This is a genomic window from Lachnoclostridium sp. An14 (genome assembly GCF_002160755.1).
In the GTDB taxonomy this organism is placed as follows: domain Bacteria; phylum Bacillota; class Clostridia; order Lachnospirales; family Lachnospiraceae; genus Lachnoclostridium_A.
Genome location: NZ_NFLE01000059.1, coordinates 1 through 18,126 on the forward strand (window position 1 = coordinate 1; position 18,126 = coordinate 18,126).

General features: G+C 52.2%; 17 protein-coding genes. 3 read left to right on the forward strand and 14 right to left on the reverse strand.

The annotated features are described in order from the left end of the window. Window positions 1-57: 57 nt before the first annotated feature. The 14 genes from B5E84_RS19300 to B5E84_RS19370 all read right to left on the reverse strand — a co-directional run bounded on the left by B5E84_RS19300 (window position 58) and on the right by B5E84_RS19370 (window position 15,891). Window positions 58-678 (reverse strand): V-type ATP synthase subunit D, encoded by a 621-nt coding sequence (locus B5E84_RS19300; protein WP_087226331.1) that lies wholly within the window; start codon window positions 676-678, stop codon window positions 58-60. Window positions 679-689: 11 nt separating this feature from the next. Beyond that, the gene (locus B5E84_RS19305; RefSeq protein ID WP_087226334.1) at window positions 690-2,069 is read right to left on the reverse strand and encodes a V-type ATP synthase subunit B; all 1,380 of its coding nucleotides are present in this window, start codon (window positions 2,067-2,069) and stop codon (window positions 690-692) included. A 13-nt stretch (window positions 2,070-2,082) separates the two neighbouring features. After that, window positions 2,083-3,849 carry a V-type ATP synthase subunit A gene (locus tag B5E84_RS19310; RefSeq protein WP_087226337.1) on the reverse strand — a complete coding sequence of 589 codons (1,767 nt, stop codon included), beginning with the start codon at window positions 3,847-3,849 and terminating at the stop codon, window positions 2,083-2,085. Next, on the reverse strand, window positions 3,842-4,447 hold the full coding sequence (locus tag B5E84_RS19315; protein ID WP_087226340.1) for a V-type ATP synthase subunit E: 606 nt from the start codon (window positions 4,445-4,447) through the stop codon (window positions 3,842-3,844). The genes B5E84_RS19310 and B5E84_RS19315 overlap by 8 nt, the downstream gene beginning before the upstream one ends. 18 nt (window positions 4,448-4,465) lie before the next feature. Further along, window positions 4,466-4,774, reverse strand: coding sequence for a V-type ATP synthase subunit F (locus B5E84_RS19320; protein WP_087226344.1), 309 nt, complete (start codon window positions 4,772-4,774; stop codon window positions 4,466-4,468). Window position 4,775: 1 nt separating this feature from the next. Beyond that, entirely contained in the window at window positions 4,776-5,228 is a 453-nt protein-coding gene (locus B5E84_RS19325) for an ATP synthase subunit C (protein ID WP_087226347.1), read from the reverse strand. Between the two features lie 394 nt (window positions 5,229-5,622). Beyond that, window positions 5,623-7,569 carry a V-type ATP synthase subunit I gene (locus B5E84_RS19330; protein WP_087226350.1) on the reverse strand — a complete coding sequence of 649 codons (1,947 nt, stop codon included), beginning with the start codon at window positions 7,567-7,569 and terminating at the stop codon, window positions 5,623-5,625. Then, on the reverse strand, window positions 7,566-8,630 hold the full coding sequence (locus B5E84_RS19335; RefSeq protein WP_087226353.1) for a V0D/AC39 family V-type ATPase subunit: 1,065 nt from the start codon (window positions 8,628-8,630) through the stop codon (window positions 7,566-7,568). Before B5E84_RS19335 ends, B5E84_RS19330 begins: the two co-directional genes overlap by 4 nt. 4 nt (window positions 8,631-8,634) lie before the next feature. Further along, a complete protein-coding gene (locus tag B5E84_RS19340) occupies window positions 8,635-8,946 on the reverse strand; it encodes an ATPase (RefSeq protein WP_087226356.1) in 312 nt (103 codons plus the stop codon). Between the two features lie 615 nt (window positions 8,947-9,561). Beyond that, window positions 9,562-11,760, reverse strand: coding sequence for an SH3 domain-containing protein (locus B5E84_RS19345; protein WP_087226359.1), 2,199 nt, complete (start codon window positions 11,758-11,760; stop codon window positions 9,562-9,564). An 81-nt stretch (window positions 11,761-11,841) separates the two neighbouring features. Further along, window positions 11,842-12,141: a hypothetical protein gene (locus tag B5E84_RS19350; protein WP_087226362.1), complete on the reverse strand. Its 300-nt coding sequence runs from the start codon at window positions 12,139-12,141 to the stop codon at window positions 11,842-11,844. A 386-nt stretch (window positions 12,142-12,527) separates the two neighbouring features. After that, the gene (locus B5E84_RS19355; RefSeq protein WP_087226365.1) at window positions 12,528-13,367 is read right to left on the reverse strand and encodes a DUF7310 family coiled-coil domain-containing protein; all 840 of its coding nucleotides are present in this window, start codon (window positions 13,365-13,367) and stop codon (window positions 12,528-12,530) included. A 405-nt stretch (window positions 13,368-13,772) separates the two neighbouring features. After that, window positions 13,773-14,705, reverse strand: coding sequence for an isoaspartyl peptidase/L-asparaginase (locus tag B5E84_RS19360; RefSeq protein WP_087226368.1), 933 nt, complete (start codon window positions 14,703-14,705; stop codon window positions 13,773-13,775). 889 nt (window positions 14,706-15,594) lie between these two features. After that, window positions 15,595-15,891 carry an Arc family DNA-binding protein gene (locus B5E84_RS19370; protein ID WP_087226373.1) on the reverse strand — a complete coding sequence of 99 codons (297 nt, stop codon included), beginning with the start codon at window positions 15,889-15,891 and terminating at the stop codon, window positions 15,595-15,597. A gap of 328 nt (window positions 15,892-16,219) precedes the next feature. Between B5E84_RS19370 and B5E84_RS19375 the strand changes: the two genes are divergently transcribed. The 3 genes from B5E84_RS19375 to B5E84_RS19380 all read left to right on the forward strand — a co-directional run. Continuing rightward, a complete protein-coding gene (locus B5E84_RS19375; protein ID WP_143469283.1) occupies window positions 16,220-16,531 on the forward strand; it encodes a hypothetical protein in 312 nt (103 codons plus the stop codon). 286 nt (window positions 16,532-16,817) lie between these two features. Continuing rightward, complete coding sequence (locus tag B5E84_RS20470) at window positions 16,818-17,126, forward strand: hypothetical protein (protein WP_143469284.1); 309 nt, start codon at window positions 16,818-16,820, stop codon at window positions 17,124-17,126. A 114-nt stretch (window positions 17,127-17,240) separates the two neighbouring features. Continuing rightward, on the forward strand, window positions 17,241-18,126 hold an 886-nt coding region (locus tag B5E84_RS19380), incomplete at its 3' end, for a replication initiation factor domain-containing protein (protein WP_087226379.1).

Consider the following 18,126-nt stretch of genomic DNA (forward strand, 5'->3'; position numbering starts at 1 on the left):
ATTTTAACACATATTGGGGAAAAGAGAAAGATGGGAGATGGGAAAAGGAGAAACCGGTTACGATTTCTCCTTCATCCTCTTTATGACCTTCAGCCTGGTAAATTCTTCCCGCTCCTTTTCCTCCAGGGCGTTGGTGATGTCCCTGGTGAGGGTTTCGTACATGGGAATGGTGATGTTTTTCAGGGCGTTGGCCCGTTTCTGGGTCTTTTTGATGTTGTTTGCCAGGCGGTAGGCGGAGTTTTCCACCATGGAGAGCTTGATGGTCAGCTCCTTCACCTTCTCAAACCGGGCTCTGGCCTCGTCTAGGGATTCCCTGGTGCTGTAATAGGCGTAGGACAGGTTTAAGGTGTCCGGCGTGTGCTGCACCAGGGGGATCTCCGTCCCCATGATGCTCCGGGATTTGATGCGGATCCCGTTTTCCACGGGCACGGAGGCGCTGATTTCCTGGACGTAGTTGATGCCCAGTTCGATGTTGGCCTGCTGGAGGGCCTTGTAGGCCTCTGTGAAGGTGGCGTCGATCTCGGACTGGATGTCCCTGGCCTGGTCGATGAGGTTCATCAGCTCCTTGAGGAGGATGTTCCGCTTTTTGTCCATCAGGCCGTAGCCCTGAGTGGCCAGGGCCAGGGAGTTTTTGGCCAGGATTAAATTTCCTTTTGTTGGAAATGTATTAGGATTCATGAAAATTCCTCCTATTCAGCGGAATGATAAAATTCATCCAGCACCTTCGTGTCGATGCGGTCCAGCTCCTCTCTGGGAAGCATCCTCAAAAGCTCCCAGCCGATGTCTAAGGTCTGAGTGATGGTCCTGTTTTCATGGGGATCCTGGCCGATAAACCGCTCCTCAAAGGCCTTTCCGAATTCCAGGTATTTCTTGTCTAAGGGGGACAGCTCATCCTCGCCGATGACCGAGGCCAGCGCCCTGGCGTCGCCCACCTTGGCGTAGCAGGAAAAGAGCTGGTTTGCCACGTCCTGGTGATCCTTTCTGGTGTAGCCCTCGCCGATGCCGTCTTTCATCAGGCGGGAGAGGCTGGGCAGCACGTTGATGGGCGGGTAGACGGACTGGCCCTGCAGCAGGCGGTCCAGCACGATCTGTCCCTCGGTGATGTAGCCCGTCAGGTCGGGGATCGGGTGGGTGATGTCGTCGTTTGGCATGGTCAGGATGGGGATCTGGGTCACAGATCCGTGTTTCCCGGCCACGATGCCGGCCCGCTCGTAGATGGTGGCCAGCTCGCTGTAGAGATAGCCTGGATAGCCCTTTCTGGAGGGGATTTCCCCTTTGGAGGAGGAGACCTCACGCATAGCCTCGGCGAAGGAGGTCATATCCGTTAAAATGACCAGAATGTGCATTTCCTTTTCAAAGGCTAAGTATTCCGCCAGGGTCAGGGCTACCTTGGGGGTGATGAGACGCTCTACCACCGGGTCGTTTGCCAGGTTGATGAACATGGCCACGTGGTCGGAGACGCCGCTCTCCTCGAAGGTGCGGCGGAAGAAGTCTGCCACGTCGTATTTGACACCCATAGCAGCGAACACGATGGCGAATTTCTCGTCGGAATTGTCTCCCAGGGACGCCTGCTGCACGATCTGGGCGGCCAGCTGGTCGTGGGGCAGGCCGTTTCCGGAGAAAATCGGCAGTTTCTGCCCGCGGATTAAGGTGGTCAGGCCGTCGATGGCGGAGATTCCCGTGCGGATGTAGTCTCTGGGGTATTCTCTGGTCACCGGGTTTAAGGGCTTTCCGTTTACGTCCAGCATTTTGTCCGGCTCGATGTCTCCCAGGCCGTCGATGGGAACGCCGATGCCGTTGAAGGTGCGGCCCAGCATTTCCTCGGATACGCCCAGCTCCATGGGGCGGCCGGTCAGGCGGGTGTGGGTGTTTCTTAAGGCCATGCCGTCGGTGCCCTCGTACACCTGGATGACGGCGCGGTCGTCGTAGATCTCTATGATGCGGCCGAGCCGCGGCTCCGTGCCGTTTACCGTCATTTCTACGATCTCGTCGTAGGCGGCTCCGCGGACGCCTTCCAGCACGGCCAGCGGGCCGTTGATTCTGCTTAAGCCCAGATATTCGATTGCCATGTGAAAACCTCCTTTACGCGTTGCGCTCCACGACGTCGTCGTAGAACTGGTCGATCATTTTTTTGTATTCGTCAAACAGCTCCGGCTTGCTGTTGGGGATGTCGTATTTCATGGCGATCACCTTGTCGAAAATCTTGTCCTCCTTGAGCACGGACATGGGCATTCCCATGGAAATCAGCGCCCTGGATTTTTTGTAGAGATAGAGGATGGTCTCCATCATTTTAAACTGCTTGGACAGGGGGACACAGGTGTCGTCGGCGTGGAAGGCGTTCTGCTGGAGAAAGCCCACGCGGATGACCTTGGCGATCTCCAGGATCAGTTTCTGGTCGTCGGGGAGAACGTCGCTGCCGATGAGCTTTACAATCTCCATCAGGCTGCTCTCCTGGGTGAGGAGAAAGACCAGCCGGTTGCGGTAGTCCACAAATTTCCGGTCCACATTTTCCGTGTACCAGGGGGCTAAGTCCGTCAGGTACTCGGAGTAGCTGGTGAGCCACTGGATGGCCGGGAAATGCCTGGAGTAGGCCAGGTTTTTGTCCAGTCCCCAGAAACAGCGGACGAAACGCTTGGTGTTCATGGTCACTGGCTCGGAGAAGTCGCCGCCCTGGGGGGAGACGGCTCCGATGATGGAGACGGAGCCTTCCGTTCCGTTTAAGTTCTGCATCATTCCAGCCCGCTCGTAGAAGGCGGAGAGCCGGGAGGCCAGGTAAGCCGGGAATCCTTCCTCGGCAGGCATTTCCTCCAGGCGGCCGGACAGCTCCCGCAGCGCCTCGGCCCAGCGGGAGGTGGAGTCGGCCATGATGGCCACGTGGTAGCCCATATCCCGGTAATATTCCGCTAAGGTCAGGCCGGAGTACAGGCTGGCCTCACGGGCGGCTACGGGCATATTGGAGGTGTTGGCGATCAGGGTGGTGCGGTCCAGCAGGGGATTGCCGGATTTGGGGTCGATCAGCTCGGAAAACTCCTCCAGTACCTGGGTCATCTCGTTTCCACGCTCGCCGCAGCCGATGTAGATGATGATGTCCGCGTCGGACCATTTGGCGATCTGGTGCTGGGTCATGGTCTTTCCCGTACCGAATCCGCCGGGGATGGCAGCGGTGCCGCCCTTTGCCAGGGGGAACATGGTGTCTAAGATCCTCTGACCGGTGATTAAAGGCATGGCCGGGGGGAACCGCTTGGCCGTGGGCCTGGGAACGCGGATGGGCCAGCGCTGGGTCATGGTGATGTCCCGCTCAGTGCCGTCAGGAAGCTGTAAGGTTAGCAGCCGGTCGTCGATGGTGTATTTGCCGTCGGCCACCACGTCGGTGACGTAGCCCTCCAGGTCGGGGGGCAGCATGACCTTGTGGACGATGGCGGGAGTCTCCGGGACCTCGGCGATGATGGCGCCAGGCAGGAGCTGTTCTCCCTTTTTCACAGTGATGTGGGTGTCCCACAGCTTTTCCCGGTCTAAGGAATCTACGTTTACGCCTCTGGGGATATAGGCCCCGCCGGTTTTCGCGATCTCTTTTAAGGGGCGCTCGATGCCGTCGAAAATATTGCTTAAAATGCCGGGGGCCAGGACGGCGGAGACGGGGGCGCCGGAGCCGGTGACGGTTTCTCCCGGCTTGATGCCTGTCGTCTCCTCATACACCTGGATGGTGGTGGACTGGGCGGAGAGGCCGATGACCTCGCCCACCAGGCTGTCCTTTCCCACGGTGACCATTTCGTGCATCTCAAAGCCTGCGTCGCCCTTTACGTAGACGATGGGGCCGTTGATGCCGTAGATCGTTCCTGTCTTAGTCATGGCCCTGTCCTCCTTTTCCGTTTAAATGGAATGAAAAATGGCGTTTTTCCCCGGCGATCAGGGCGTCGAAGGAATTGTCAATCAAAATGTTTTTGGAGGGAATCACGGCCCTCGTGCCGCCTCCGAAGGAGTACTGGCTTAACCGGATGTCCACGCCCTCTCCCTGGTGGAGAGCGATGCGTTGCAATTTGTCGCTGTCTGTGGGATCCATGTAAATGATCAGTTCGTCGTCCCCGGCCACCTCTCTGGCCCGGCGGATCTGCCGCTCTAACAGGCGCTGGTACTGCGCGGTCTCCATGAAGGCGGCCAGGCGGTTTTTCAGCTCCACAAAGAGCATATCTTTTAATTCTTCCTGTTTCCGGCTCAGTCTCCGGCGGATCTTTAACTGATCCACGGCAAGCTGTTTATTGATGTCCCGCTTGATGCGGTCTTTTTCAATCTGAATCTGCATTTCTGCCCGGTGTTCTGCCTCCGCCTTGTGCTCCTCAAACGCCTGTTCCAGGGCGGCGGTGCAGTCGTCCAGCATTTTCGCGCTGCGGGCTCTGGAGTCTTCCATGCAGAACTCCAGGAAATGCTGTAATTTTTCCTCGGTTGTCATGTCTGATCACCTGCCTTTTTATAGTTTCAGGCCGATGGCCTCGTTCACGTAATCGGTGATAAAGTTGGGCTTGCGGCCGGTTCCGTGGCGGTCGGGGATTTCCACGAACAGGGGGACTTTATAATCCAGCTTGAGCTGGTTTACCACGTCCGGAAACTCCCTGCCGAATTTCTCCGTGAGGAGGACAATCCCGATCTCTTTGTCGGCCAGCACGCGATCGAGGGCGGCCTTTAATTCCTCTTTTTCATGGACAACCTCGCCTTCCACCCCGGCAAGCCTCATGCCGGTGTAGGTGTCGGTGTTGTCGCTGATCAGGTACATTTTCATATCAGAGCTGTCCTAAGATCATGAAGGAGATGATCAGTCCGTACAGGCACACACCTTCGGCAAGTCCTACGAAGATGAGGGATTTACCAAGAATGGAGGAGTCCTCGCTGATGGCCCCCAAAGCGGCGGAGGCGGCCGCGGAAACGGCGATGCCGCCGCCTACGCAGGAAAGTCCGGTGGATAAGGCGGCTGCCAGATAGCCAAGGCCTGTGGAAGAACTGGCTCCGGCCGCGGCGGCCACAGCGGCTGTCTCAGCGGCATCGGCTGCCTGGGCGTTTCCGGAGAACAGGACGAACATGGAAACGGCCATGACGCCGAAAAACAGCACCAGGTTGCTGGCCAGGGCTATTTTGTAGCGGCCTTTCGTCTTTTCGCCGGCGGCGAAGGCGCCGAAGGGAACGGCGATGGTAAGGATCAGCGCGATGGCCAGAGTGATTTTGACTAATAAAGACATAATGGGTATTCTCCTCTCGATTATTATGTTTACTGAAAGCCCCGGATGGCGACGATATAGATGGGCGTGCTCGCGCGCACAGATATATCGTCATCAGACGGGCAAGACGCTATAAAAAGTGTGCGCTTGGCGCACACTCGCGCTGGAGCGCGGCTGCGTCAGCAGCCATATTCTTTTGCGCGGAGTGCGCCTCCTTGCGGAGCATACTTATTTAACAGGAAACGTAGTTTCCTGTTAAATAAGTAAGGAGGGCGGCAGCCCGGATTTCGAATGCCGTCGGCAGATGGCGGGAACGCCGTAGGCGTGGAGCCATCTGGCTTTCATGATTCGTGATGACCGCGTTAGCGGTCATGTCCGTTTATTGCGGAAATGGCCTGCGGGGCGGAAAAGGGGCTTATGCCCCCGCCCGTCCGTAGGGCTTAAATTCCCGGCCGGTTCCGCGGTAGAACCGGCTGAACAGCTCATAGTATTCCAGACGCAGCACCTGGATGCCCACGATCAGGCCTTCCATCCCGCAGACAAACAGGTTGCCGAGGACGATCACCAGCCAGTTGGGGCTGCCGGCCTCGGCGCCGGCTAACATCAGCACCACCTCCATCATCGCCGCGTGGCTCACGGCGAAGGCGCCCACACGGACGAAGGAGAGGGTGTTGGAAAAGTAGCTCAACAGCACTTCAAAAAGCTCGAAAAAGCCCTGGATCACAAACATGGCCTTGCCGCCGGGAGCGGCCGTTTTGGCCTTTTTTTCCAGAAGGGCGGTGAGGGGCTCCTTAAAGAACATGAGGAGCAGGGGCAGGCCGAACATAACGGCAAGCACCGCCGCGGCGGGTACGGGATTTCCGCTCATGAACAGCACCACGGAAACCACTACGCTTCCGTAAAACACCAGTCCCGCGGCCCCGTTTGTGTCAAACCAAATCTTTTCCACGTCTTTTTCCCGAATGCTGTTGATCATGTTTAACACCATGGTAAACAGGATAATGCCCATTCCGATGGAGATGGCCACCACGAATACGGTGTTCAGCTTTCCGATGAAGGGCAGGTCCGTCATGGCGTCCGCGGGACGCAGCCAGAGGGGTTCGATCACGTTCTCAAAGCCGAATACGCTGCCGAACAGGAACCCGAATATGGTGGAGAAAAAGCCGCAGCAGGAGACGATGGCCGCCAGATTCAGCTTTTTCAGCCGGTACAGTAAAAATCCGCCGATCAGCAAACAGAGCCCTTGTCCCGCGTCCCCGAACATGAAACCGAACAGGAAGGAGTAGGTGATGCCGATGAGGATGGTGGGGTCCAGTTCTCCGTAGGCCGGCAGGCCGTACATCCGGATAAACATTTCAAAGGGCCGGAATAGCCTCGGGTTTTTCAGCTTTGTAGGCGGTTTGCTCAAAATGTTGCCATGGTTTTCTTCCACGATCAGGAACACGTCCTCGTCGTTTTTGATGTCCTCCCGGAAGGCGTCCGCCTGTTCCTTCGTCATCCAGCCGCAGAGGATGTAGAAGGTGGAGTCCTTGTGGCGGGTGCAGGCCGCCATCCGCCGCACGTCGAAATTCTTCGCGAAACGGGAGAGTCTGGCGTCCGCCGCCAGAATAGAGGCGCGGTTCTCCTCCAGGCAGGAGACGCGTTTTTGCTCCAGGGCGGCGATTTGGTCCTTCATGCCGTTGATTTTCTCGTCCAGAGCGGCTCCGGCCTCCAGAGGCGTCCCCTCGTACTCGTCAGGGATCATGTAGCGCTCAAAGTGCATGGAGGCGTAGATGGCGTCAATCTTTTTGGAGATGGACTCCGGCACGAAGTAGACGATCCACACGTAATCGTCCTCTTCGCTGCACTTGTAATACACCGTGTCGATGGTGTCGTAAACGTAGTCCGTAAACTTCCGGAAATACTCCTTCGGAATCCGTCCAAAGCGGAACTGGATGTATTTAAAGTGGAGAATGGCGCTTAAGTTGTAGTTTAAGTCCGTAAATGGGGAAATCCGCTCTCTGGACTCCTCCAAAGCGGCCACCTGCTGTTCCAGATCCTCCTTTTCCCTGCTCCAGGCGTCCAGATCCGAGGTGATCCTGGCTACAATGTCCAGGGCCTCGTCCAAAGTGATGTCCGGGGCGGGTCCCCGGGAGTCCTTCCCGGCAGTTTCCGCCTTTAAGGGCGCGGCCAGGGCCTCCGCCTGGGCGCACATCTCCTTGTAGGGATTTGTCTCCGTAAACGGTCTTAGATCCTTTACGGAGCGAAGCTCGGCCAGGGCATTTTCCAGCTGAACCTCGTACTTTGACAGATACCGGTCAACGACCCGGTCAATATCGGCCTTCGGCCCGGTGATGCTGATAAATTTCATCGGTTCAATCACGTTCCGTTACCCCCTTTTTTGTCTTTTATGATGTAAGAAATGATCTCGGCCGGGGCAATTCCGTACCGGATGCCCTCGATTGCCGTGATGAGCCGGTGGATCTCCAGGTTCTTAAAATAGAAGTAGGAGTTCAAAATCGCGTTGGAATAGGGATGGTTCCTGGCGGTCAGGACGTGGATGCGGTCCATCACCTGCTCGTAAAGGATCTCCAGGTCAGGCTGGCTCTGCAGGTCGGTGTAGGCCAGGTTCCCGTAATAGGTGCCGTTTAACGCCTGGAAAAATTCTTCCACAGTGCCGGTCTCCGCCAGTTTGGTGATGTCCTCCCGTCTCAGGCGGTAATTTACCGGAATGAGCAGGGGGTAAATGTCCTTTGGCTGGAGATTGTAATACTTCTTTGAGCGGTAGATCCATTGGGCGTTCAGCAGATCCAGCTGGGCGCCGAAACACTGGGTAAGCGTCTTTTTCTCCTCTTTGTTCAGAAATTTGTCCTTCGTTTTCCAGACCCACTGAAAATGGTACAGATCCAGCTGGAGCTCGTAGTCAAAAAGGGACGCCCCGTCCTGCTCCTCCAGTCTGGCAAAGAGGGCGTGATAGGGCGTATCTCTTAAAGCGTCCGTAAGCTCGGAAAGGGACGCGGCCGAGGTGAGGCGGCGGGTATCCAGCCTGGAATGCCTGGAAAAAAAGTCCTGGAACATGGAGAGATCCAAAGCTCCCCGATCAGGATGGGAAAGATTTCTCAGGCATCGCTTGATCAGGGAAATTTCAAAGTTGGAAAAGTACAAATTTAAAAATTTCCGCGGCCCTGGTCCGGAAAAGCGGTACAGCTTTTCAAAATCCCGGTATCGGGAGAGGGTGAGCAGCTTTTCCAGCTCGGAACGGTGGATGCCGCTGTCCGCATCGGCGAGAATGCCGCTGTAGGACGGCTGGGAGCGGAGAAATTCCAACGCCTCGCCTACGGTGGAGAGGGCGGCCAGCTCCTGATACTGCCGGTCTGTGATAAAACGGCTTTCCATTGCCCGAACCTTGGTGGCCAGACCGCTGTAAGTCAGCAGATTGCCCATATGATCACTCCTTTGTCATGGCCAGGAACAGGTTTTCCACATATCTGGCGTGGTTGCGGCGGTAGTTTTCCTCCATACGGCGGATGGTATCCTCCGCTTCCTGACGCTGGGTGTCCAGCTGGCGCTTGGCTTCCAGTTCCATGGCGTCCCGAAGCTCTTTCAGCTGTCCGGCGGTTTTTTCCTCCAGCTCACGGTCAAAGGCCGCAGCCTTTTCCTCCATCTCCTTCGCGTATTCTTTTTTTCGCTCTCCGGCCGCGTCCATGATGGCCGCGGCGGAGGCTTCGATCTCGGAGATCTTGCTGATGATGTTGTTCATATCGTCCTCCTGCCGGTTTCAGGCTTGTATTTATATAAGTACAATCGTTACCACCTCATAATACTCCCTTTGTTTCAAAATTACTATGGTAAAAAATTATCAAAATATTATGGAAAGTGGCGGAAAATTATACAGCTTGACCGGGCGTGTATTGTGCACTCGCAACACTTTCCATTTTTCGCGGACAAAAAAGCAGGAATAATTTCACAAAAGTATACACCATCTTTCCCGCGGCTGCGCTTGGGAAGGGAGGTTTTGGGCAGATGGGCGGAGAGCGCGGCCCGCGGGAGACTTATGCGGCGGAGGCTGTGGCTTCTGGGGGATAAAAAGGGGAATGTTGGGGCGTAGCCTTGTGATGGAGGAGGGGGGCACCGGTTACCAGTTTTTTGGTGGGAGAGAGGAGTTTCCTCCGGAGGTTTTTTATTATAGTAAACGGAGTTTTCCATAATAAAAGCCATAAGTCAAGACCACCGGCTTAGCCGGTGGTCTTGACTTTTCTGTGACACAACAAAAACCGGCCATCCTGCGCTATAAGAGCAGTATGGCCGGTTACGGCATTCCTATCCGTATTTTGATCGGTTTGAAAACGGTTCCTGTTGAATCATTTGAAAACAGCTACTGTTGAATCAGATATTTGGAGGAAACGTAAGCCTCCTGTCCTTCGTAAATGATCACCGCCCAAGTGTCATTGTAAGGCCGCACATACTCCACGGGAGCGTGGGACGCCAGGACGCCCAGGGAACCGCTGCTGGCGGAGGGCTGAGGCCGGACGTAGAGCTCTGTGGTGGTGATGTAGGTGACGCCGGACGCAGTCTCAGGCGCTGTGGTTTCCGGAGCCGTCGTCTCCGGGGGCGCTGTGGTCTCAGGAGCGGTGGTTTCCGGAGCGGTCGTCTCCGGGGCTGCCGTGGTTTCCGGAGCGGTCGTCTCCGGAGGAGCTGTAGTTTCCGGAGCGGTCGTCTCTGGGGCTGCGGTGGTTTCCGGAGCCGTCGTTTCCGGGGCTGCGGTGCCGTCATCGCCGCTGTCGCTGCCGTCCGGGGACTCGGACTCATTGTCCGCGGGTTCCGTGCTGTTGTCCTGGTCAGGATCCGCGGCGTCACTGCCGCCGGTCTCGCCGTCCCCGCTGCCAGAATTCTCGTCGTTATCTGTCTCGCTGCCGGTCATGGTCTCGATCACCGGAGCACCCTGGGTCGAAGGCTGTGAGGGCTGGTTCCGGTCGGGACGCAGCTGGCTGATAATAATTAACAGCAGAATGATGATTGCCACCGGAATCAGCACTTTTAAGAGATCCTCAGCCCGCAGAGAGCGGCGACGCTTGCTGACAGCCGGCCGCCGTACGGGGGCGGAGTAGCTGCCGGTCGCTTTGGGGGCGCTGATGTTTTTTGTGTCCCGATCCATGGCCGCGGCGGCGCGGGAACGGGGATTTTTCTCGTCCTGAGCGCCGGGATTGGGGATCCGGATGATCCGTTCCGGGCGGACAGGTTCCTGTTCGGTGTCTTCAAGAGCCTGAGCCTGGGAATCAGAGGCAAATTCAGGGTCGGTATCGGTGGGATTCAGAGCCGCGTCAGAGAAATCCCCCGTCACGCCGGGGAAGGACTGGGCTGTATCGTTCACCGGTTCAAATCCGGTATCCTCGTCCGGCTCATGAAAATTCTGCCAGTGGGCACTGGAAAATGGCCCGCCGGAGGTCCCAAATATGGGCTGGCCGGAGCCGAGGGCAGCGTCGGTTTCCAGGCCGGCGCTGTGATCTTCACAGCTGTCTGGCGGTGCTTCACCGTAGCTGTCTGCGCTGGCAGAGGTATGGCTGTCTGCGCTGGCAGAGGTATGGCTGTCTGCGCTGGTTTCCTCATAACCGTCGGAAACGGCAGGGCGGTAGCTATCAGGCTGGTCTTCCGCACCGGTTCCGTTTTCCGTATTTATGTAATCCTCGGAATCGGATGGGTGAAACCTCTGGCCAACAGGCTCATAGCCGTGGAAAAGGGGCTGGCGGTAACTGCCGGTGTTTCCCGTGTCCTCTGTGCCGTAAGCGCCGGTGTTCGTCCTCTCATAGCTGGGAGAGGAGATCGTCCGGTATCCGCTCGGGATGGTTTCCTCCTGGGCGGCCGCAGTCATTTCCTCCTGGCTGGCCTGGCTGCTTTCTTCGAGAGTGCTGTCCTCATTTCCGGGAAATGGATTTTTAGAGAGTTTCCCTCTGAAAATTCCCTTTACGGCAAAGCCGGTTTTTTTAGTTTCTGTGCCTTTGCTTTCGTCTCTGGACGTCTCCGATTCGCTGCCTTCAGAGAGATCCTGATTTTCGGAAATGGCCGTGCCCGGCGTGGAGACGTCTGCGGCAGTGCTTTCCTGAGCGGCGGTCTCCTGGGCGGACAGGACCCTGGAGGCGATGGCCTCCTTGGCCGTGGGCACATTTTTGGCGGTAGCCGCGGAAATGGTTTTTAAAACCGGTTTCCGTTTTTTTACTTTATAAAATTCATTGGCAAAGGTGTAGACCTCCTGGCTTAAGAGCTGGTGTGCCTGACTGGCGTCGTAGGCGTTGCTTGCGCCCTCATTCAAGGCCTTTGTGCCAATGGTGCGTATTCTATGGTAATGTTCACAGGTGGGTTTTGAGATCCAGTGGTTCTGATAGAGCTGATCAATCATTGTCATCAGGTCCGTGTCAATAATGCAGGCTTTCTCTGCCAGCGTCCGCACCATCAGATCCAGCACCTCAAGGGATTTTACCATGGACGCGTTAAACTGTTTCTGGCTGATGAGATGCTCGACTTCCACCACACCGCGGCGGATCTGCTCCCAACTCCCCAGATTGTCCGTGTTTCCCATTTTTGTCCTCCTTTGCAGTCAATATGAATCTTAAAAAGATGGGGATTCCCCATCTTTTTAACTGACAGCTTATTCCCGGTATTAGTAATAAACGCCGCTCATGCTGGAAAACACCGCAGCACCGAGCACGATATACAAGAGAATGCCAATTACAATGCTGATGACGTACACAAGCAGCTGGGCTTTCGCGAAATTAGATCTGGTTGAATTTTTGCTGCTGCAGGCCCATACGATCAGAAGAATCAAGCTGCCGATGCCACAGGTAAAAAATCCCAGTAAGCTGGGGAGCCCCAACCAGATAATAAAGTCCTTGATTGTGGGTTCCGGAACCATGTTCTGGAAATTCTGGCCATTTGCGTTGTAGTAATCCATGTTTTCCATATCCGTGTTCTCCTTTGCATAATTTTAACAGGAATTGATCTGCCGGCGCGGCGTTTGCGAAAGCGCGCCGGCAAATTCTGCTAAGTGTTCCTATTATAGCATAGACCAGGATAGGGGGCAATAGAGTGGGAAAAATTGACAGAAAATTGTGTAACCGTTCAGCCATGCAGAAACATATGGCAAAATACTGCGTGGGAGCTTGCTCACTAAGCAGTTTTTTGCCATATGTTTCTATAGGGCGGACGCCCTACATGAATAATTTGACGGCTAATAACGTTTAACGTTAGCCAATTTTAAAAATCCGTCAAATTATGAATGGCATGGCTGAACTGTTACAAAATTGTCAGTTTATCAGTTTTCCGGTTTTGTCAGTGATAGCCGGAGGCTTAAGGTATAGCGGGCAAAATGTTCTTTGCCTGCAGGGCGGCTACTAAGGTGTCTGTTATATCTGTAAGTAAATGAATATCCTTGCGGATTATTTTTACGGAAACTTTTGCGTCCAGACGGAATGTTTCTATAGAGACCTCTAAAGAGTCTACCTTGAGGTTCAGGGAACCAAAGTGGGTCTCCAGAGAACTGACGTTGGTTTGCAGGGACGCCGTCATGGTTTTGAGGGAACGGGTATCTGCCTGGAGAGACAGAGAATCCCCCTCCAGCGTGTCGACCCGGAGTTCCAGGGAGTGTACCGTGGCGGTGAGGGTCTCCACCTGCGATTCCAGGGAAGAAACTCTGGCAGTGAGGTTTTCCATCTGAGTTTCCAGAGAGGAGACTCTGACGGTGAGTGTCTCCATCTGAGTTTCCAGAGAGGAGACTCTGGCGGTGAGTGTCTCCATCTGAGTTTCCAGAGAGGAGACTCTGGCGGTGAGGTTTTCCACCTGAGTTTCCAGAGAGGAGACTCTGGCGGTGAGGTTTTCCACCTGGGTTTCCAGAGAGGAGACTCTGGCGGTGAGGTTTTCCACTTGCGTTTCCAGAGAATTCATACGCATCTCTAGGGAGTCCATACGCGTTTCCAGAGAATTCATACGTGTTTCCAGGGAATCCATGCGCGTTTCCAGGGAATTCATTCTGCATTCCAGAGAATCCATACGCGTTTCCAAGGCACCCATCCGGCGATCCAGCACCTCCAGCTGAATATTAATCTGATCAAATTGCTGATCAAAATGATTCAGATGGTTGTCGATGGAGCTGAGTTTTTCAAGAATCAGTTGTTCCAGGTTTTGTGTCATAGGCAATCTCCTCCTGTAAAATAAAATGTAGTCCAAATCTTTGGCCGAAAAGGGGATTTCTCTTGCTGAATCGCAGGTGAAATACCTGAAAAGAGCGAATGCTCCAGAGATGGGCCCGATTGGGCAATAGTGATTTGTTGGTTCCCATTATAACAGTTTCATGAAGTGTTGGCAAGGCGATAAACGGACAAAGTGGATTTCCAAAGATGATTTTTTCAATTTTTTTCGGATACCCTTAGAATATTTCCGCCAGTTCTGTCTCATGTGCGTGAGACAGCGGCGCCATGCAGACAAGGGACAGAGCCGTAAAGGTCAGGCTCTGTCCCCTGGGATTGGTAAAATTTCAGAATAGGAGCTTGGATTGAACCGATGAAAATGGCTTTGGAAACCGCAATTTTCCTGTGTTTAATCCCCTTCATAAGCGTCAATCCAGGCCTGGGTAGGACGGATGACAGACATTTTGTTATCTTCATTTATCGCTATATAAAGAACGGTGTTTCCTTCCATATCCCCGACAACGAAGGGGAAGGCGTTTTGGTTTGTGGCAGCTCCAATATTGTGATCCATGTCCATAGCAATTACCGAGATGCTGCCAGGGCAATGACCGGAACGGTTTAACCTGGCGATGTGTTCATTCAATACATCTTCGCAGGCCTGCTGGACCGGAACCTGGTGTTTTAGTTTCTCAACGATCGCAAAGGAGAGGCAGCCTTTCATAATATCTTCCCCGACTCCGGTAGCAGCTGCGGCGCCAATCTCAGAATCAGCATAACAGCCAGACCCGATCAGGGGGCTGTCTCCCACACGTCCAGGCAGTTTCATAAACAGTCCGGAAGTGGACACACCGCAAGCGATGGAACTGCCGTTATTTCCTATAATACATACGGTATCGTGCCCGCCATAGGCCTCTAGCTGTTCCATGTCGATATTTTTTTGCTGCTCCTCGTATCTCATTTTCGCTTCATCTGTAAGCATATCTGAAAACTCGTATCCGCGCTTTCTCGCATATTCCTCCGCGCCTCCTGCGGTCAGAAGGGAATTTCTTTTATAATGGCACAGATCATAGGCGACTTCGATGGGGTTTTTTATGTTTTTTACCCCCATGACACCACCAAATCCCAGGGTATCGCCGTCCATATAGGCTGCGTCCAGTTCCACTTCCCCATCACAGTTTGGCAAAGCTCCGTATCCCACGGAATGATACAGCGGATTGTTTTCCACCGTTTTTACAGCCTCGATCACCGCCTTATGAATGGTCGCGCCTTCTTTTAATAAATTCTGGCCTTTCTGGATGCTTTCAAAAGCCATTTTCCAGGTTGCTACCAGATAGCCTTTCATATTATCATTCCTCTCTTTCCAGTAATATAACGTAATATAATAAGTTTGGGCTTTTAGGATATTTTACCACATTCATGTGCCGTTGCAAAATAAAAACACCGTCCCCGACGCCCGAAACGTCAAAAACAGTGCTTTTTCCTGCGCCTTCAGGGACTCGAACCCTGGACAAATAGATTAAGAGATTAGCTTATTTAGTGTTGTTTTTGTTTTGGAGGATGATTTTATGTATATTGATAAGAGAAGGCTCTCTGTTGCCATTCCTATGAAGTTGTATGAACGGTTGGAGTCGGATTTTCAGAATTATGGTATAGCTAAAACTTACACGGTGGTCTCTGCTCTTATGTCCTATTATGCTAGTATAGACCGCCAGCTGCCTGCCAGGTATCCGGGCGTGTGTCAAGGGACAAGGACGGGCGATAGCCCGGCCGATACGCCGTAGGGCAGCCCTTGACGCACAAAAAGAGCTGCTACGATGTCAGAGAGAGGACGATAGGAACGCAGTTCCGTTTTCGTCCGCTTGATGACAAGATAGCAGCTTTTGGATTCCGGTAGGCGGCTGGTGATATTGTTTTTGTTAGATATAATATTCATGTAATTTGTTTGCTCTCCTGCGGATTGCCTTTTGTGTTGCAAAAATAGTTTGATAATTTTACTTTTAGTGTCTTGGTAAGATGTGTATTAACAAATTTAGGGGGCTGGGGTGCCGGTTATCACAGGATGTGTTTTGCTCCTTGTTGCATATAGGCGTGTAGGAGGCATCCCCGTTTTTGCCCCCTTACAACGCGACAATGTGCATCGACAATTTAAAGACCCGCGTACATCCGGCATTAGGACGTGTGAACAACGTAGTGTGAGCCGTCCGCCGGTGGACAACACTTGCTAGGTATGATTATTTATCTGCCATACCGGCGTCGAATCCGTTTTTAAAGGATTCTTTAAGTTTTGTTAATGCGGGCGTTTTGGGATCTTTCAGTAAGTTTATTTCGTTGTTTATGGCTTCTTTTCTGGTTGTTTTTTCTGGTAGTATTATTTCCCCATGTTCTTTTTCATATGTACGTATCCTTTTTTTAATTAGGTAGACAATTTCTTGCGTTGTGTTTCTTTCGTTTTCTTTTGCGATATATGCGATTTTATCTAAAATTTCCTGATCTGTACGAATAACAAATTGTGGCTTTTTAGAAGGCATACTTATGCAACTCCTTTTTGCTATAAGAAAAATTAAGTTGTAAAGTGCTAGCACCTGGTATATTATATGATATGTAGGAGCTAGCACCTGCACATAATGTGCATATATAAATGCTAATTGTGTATTGATAAATTATAGCATTTAATAATGCCGTTTACAAGTATGAGAAAGGCTAACACGTCGGTTTTCTATGAGTATGCCGCGGCTTTGCGGAGCAGTATGCGTGATGTTGTAGAAAAATACGGTTGTCTTATTGATTCAGTTAGTTAAGTAGACTAAGGGAGGTATTGTTTTGTTTGGTTCGTCTTACTCGGAGTTAGTGGAACGTATGAAAAAGTTTGATGATGTGCGTCTTGTTGAGGAATATTTATCTGTTCAGTTTATTTTGAATTTGGTTTTTTGTTGTGATTACAGTGAATTAGTGATTTTGGATGATCTCTCTGAGTATCAGGATGCCGTTTTAAATGAGGTATTCGACCGGTTTGCGACTGTCTCTGATAGTAGGAGTAACCGATTGTTATCGTCTTTCAGTAGTTTATTGGATTCTGTATTGAATGTGTGTGAAAACCTCTCAAACGATGTCGGAGAGGAGGCCGCGCCGTTGCCTATGGCTGGCGCGGCCAACGGAAAGGAGTGCTAATATGGCGATAAGGTATTGTAAATCTGTTTCAGAGTATAAGGAAGAACGTGCCCGGCGTGTTCATGTCTGGTTTCTGATGAATTTTTCACCGGCTACTTGTTCTTATGAAATTGTTGGTAATACGGTACGGGTGAGAGACTTCACAGGTGATAGTGTGTCAGTTCCGTTGCGTGATGTTCTTTGATCGGAGCGCGTGGGCGCGACTTTAGGTCGCGCAGGCGGCGCGGAGAGGTCATATAATAGTTTAGCTTGATGTTAGGTTGATTACGAAAAAAGGATGATGGCAATGACCTATTATTTGAAAAGTGGTTTAGGAAAAAGGAAAGAGTATTCTCTTTGTAAAGAATTTGTTGGTGATAGGGTCTCTTTTCCGGCTATGGTTGATTGTGATTTTAAACGCTATCGCAATAACTATTGGTTGACATTCTCCGGCTATGAGCTAGGTATTTTTGTTTTTGCGGGAAATGCTCGTATTTGTGTTTCTAGTAAAGTGTGGATTGAGTGTGATGCTCGATTCCAGTATACGCAGTTGTTTCATACGTATGTACCGTTTGAATACTTAAAAAACAATGATTTTCTGCGTTCTGTAGCTTAATTTTTTGGGAGATTGTCGCTGCTTAAAGTAGTGGCTGACCCCCGTACAGTAATACGGGGGTAGAAATTCCAAATTGCAACAGCAAACTTTTTATAGTGTTTATGGAGGTTTTGTATGGATAATGGCAATAAAGTCATAATGAAAAATGGATTGCTATCATTGTCTGACTGGCTGGAGTTTACTTTAAAAACCGGCTTTGATGAGACAAGCCCGGCGCCCTATACATATGCGCTTGATTTGATGGGGTATTCTGTTGACGAGTTTACGTTTCAGCCGTTTGGCGGTTTCGGTTATCATGAGAAAATCGTCCGTCGTGTAGGCTCTGGAGAAATTAAAGTGTATTATCACGGCTCTGTGCCGGGTATGGGGATTCATGTGGTTATATCAAGTAGCTGTATGGATGATGTGTTGAAACATTACCGCGATGCGCATAGTTCAGCTACCCCGTTTTCTGATTTTGCGTATGAAATGGCGGATTTAGATAGTACCGTTTTTCTGGATTTTCTGGCTATGATTTGCGAATTTGGTTCGGTGACACGGCTTGATATTGCTATTGATGATATTGGGGCCTGCTATTTTACGGTGCCGGAGGTAAATCAGTATATAGAATCCGGGCAATATTCTTCTCGGATTCGGCATACGGAGTATTTGTGTTCCCGTGATAATGGCGCTGTTTCCGGTGATACGGTGTATGTCGGGAAGCGTACCAGTGATTTCATGTTGCGTGTGTATGATAAGCAGGCAGAACAAAATAAAAAGCGTGCCGGTCAGGAATTGCCGTTAATTGAAACGCCGTGGGTGCGTTGGGAAATGGAGTTAAAGGGAGATTCTGCGGTTCGTGCCTGTGAGGAGCTGTTATCCCGAAAATCCCTTGCCGCTGTTGGGGTTGGGATTCTGGCCCAGAAAATACGGCTCATTCATCTTGACAATTTTAGGAAGGCCCGGTGCTCGACGTTGGAAAAGTGGAATGATTTTTTAAGCAATGCGGAAAAAATCAGTC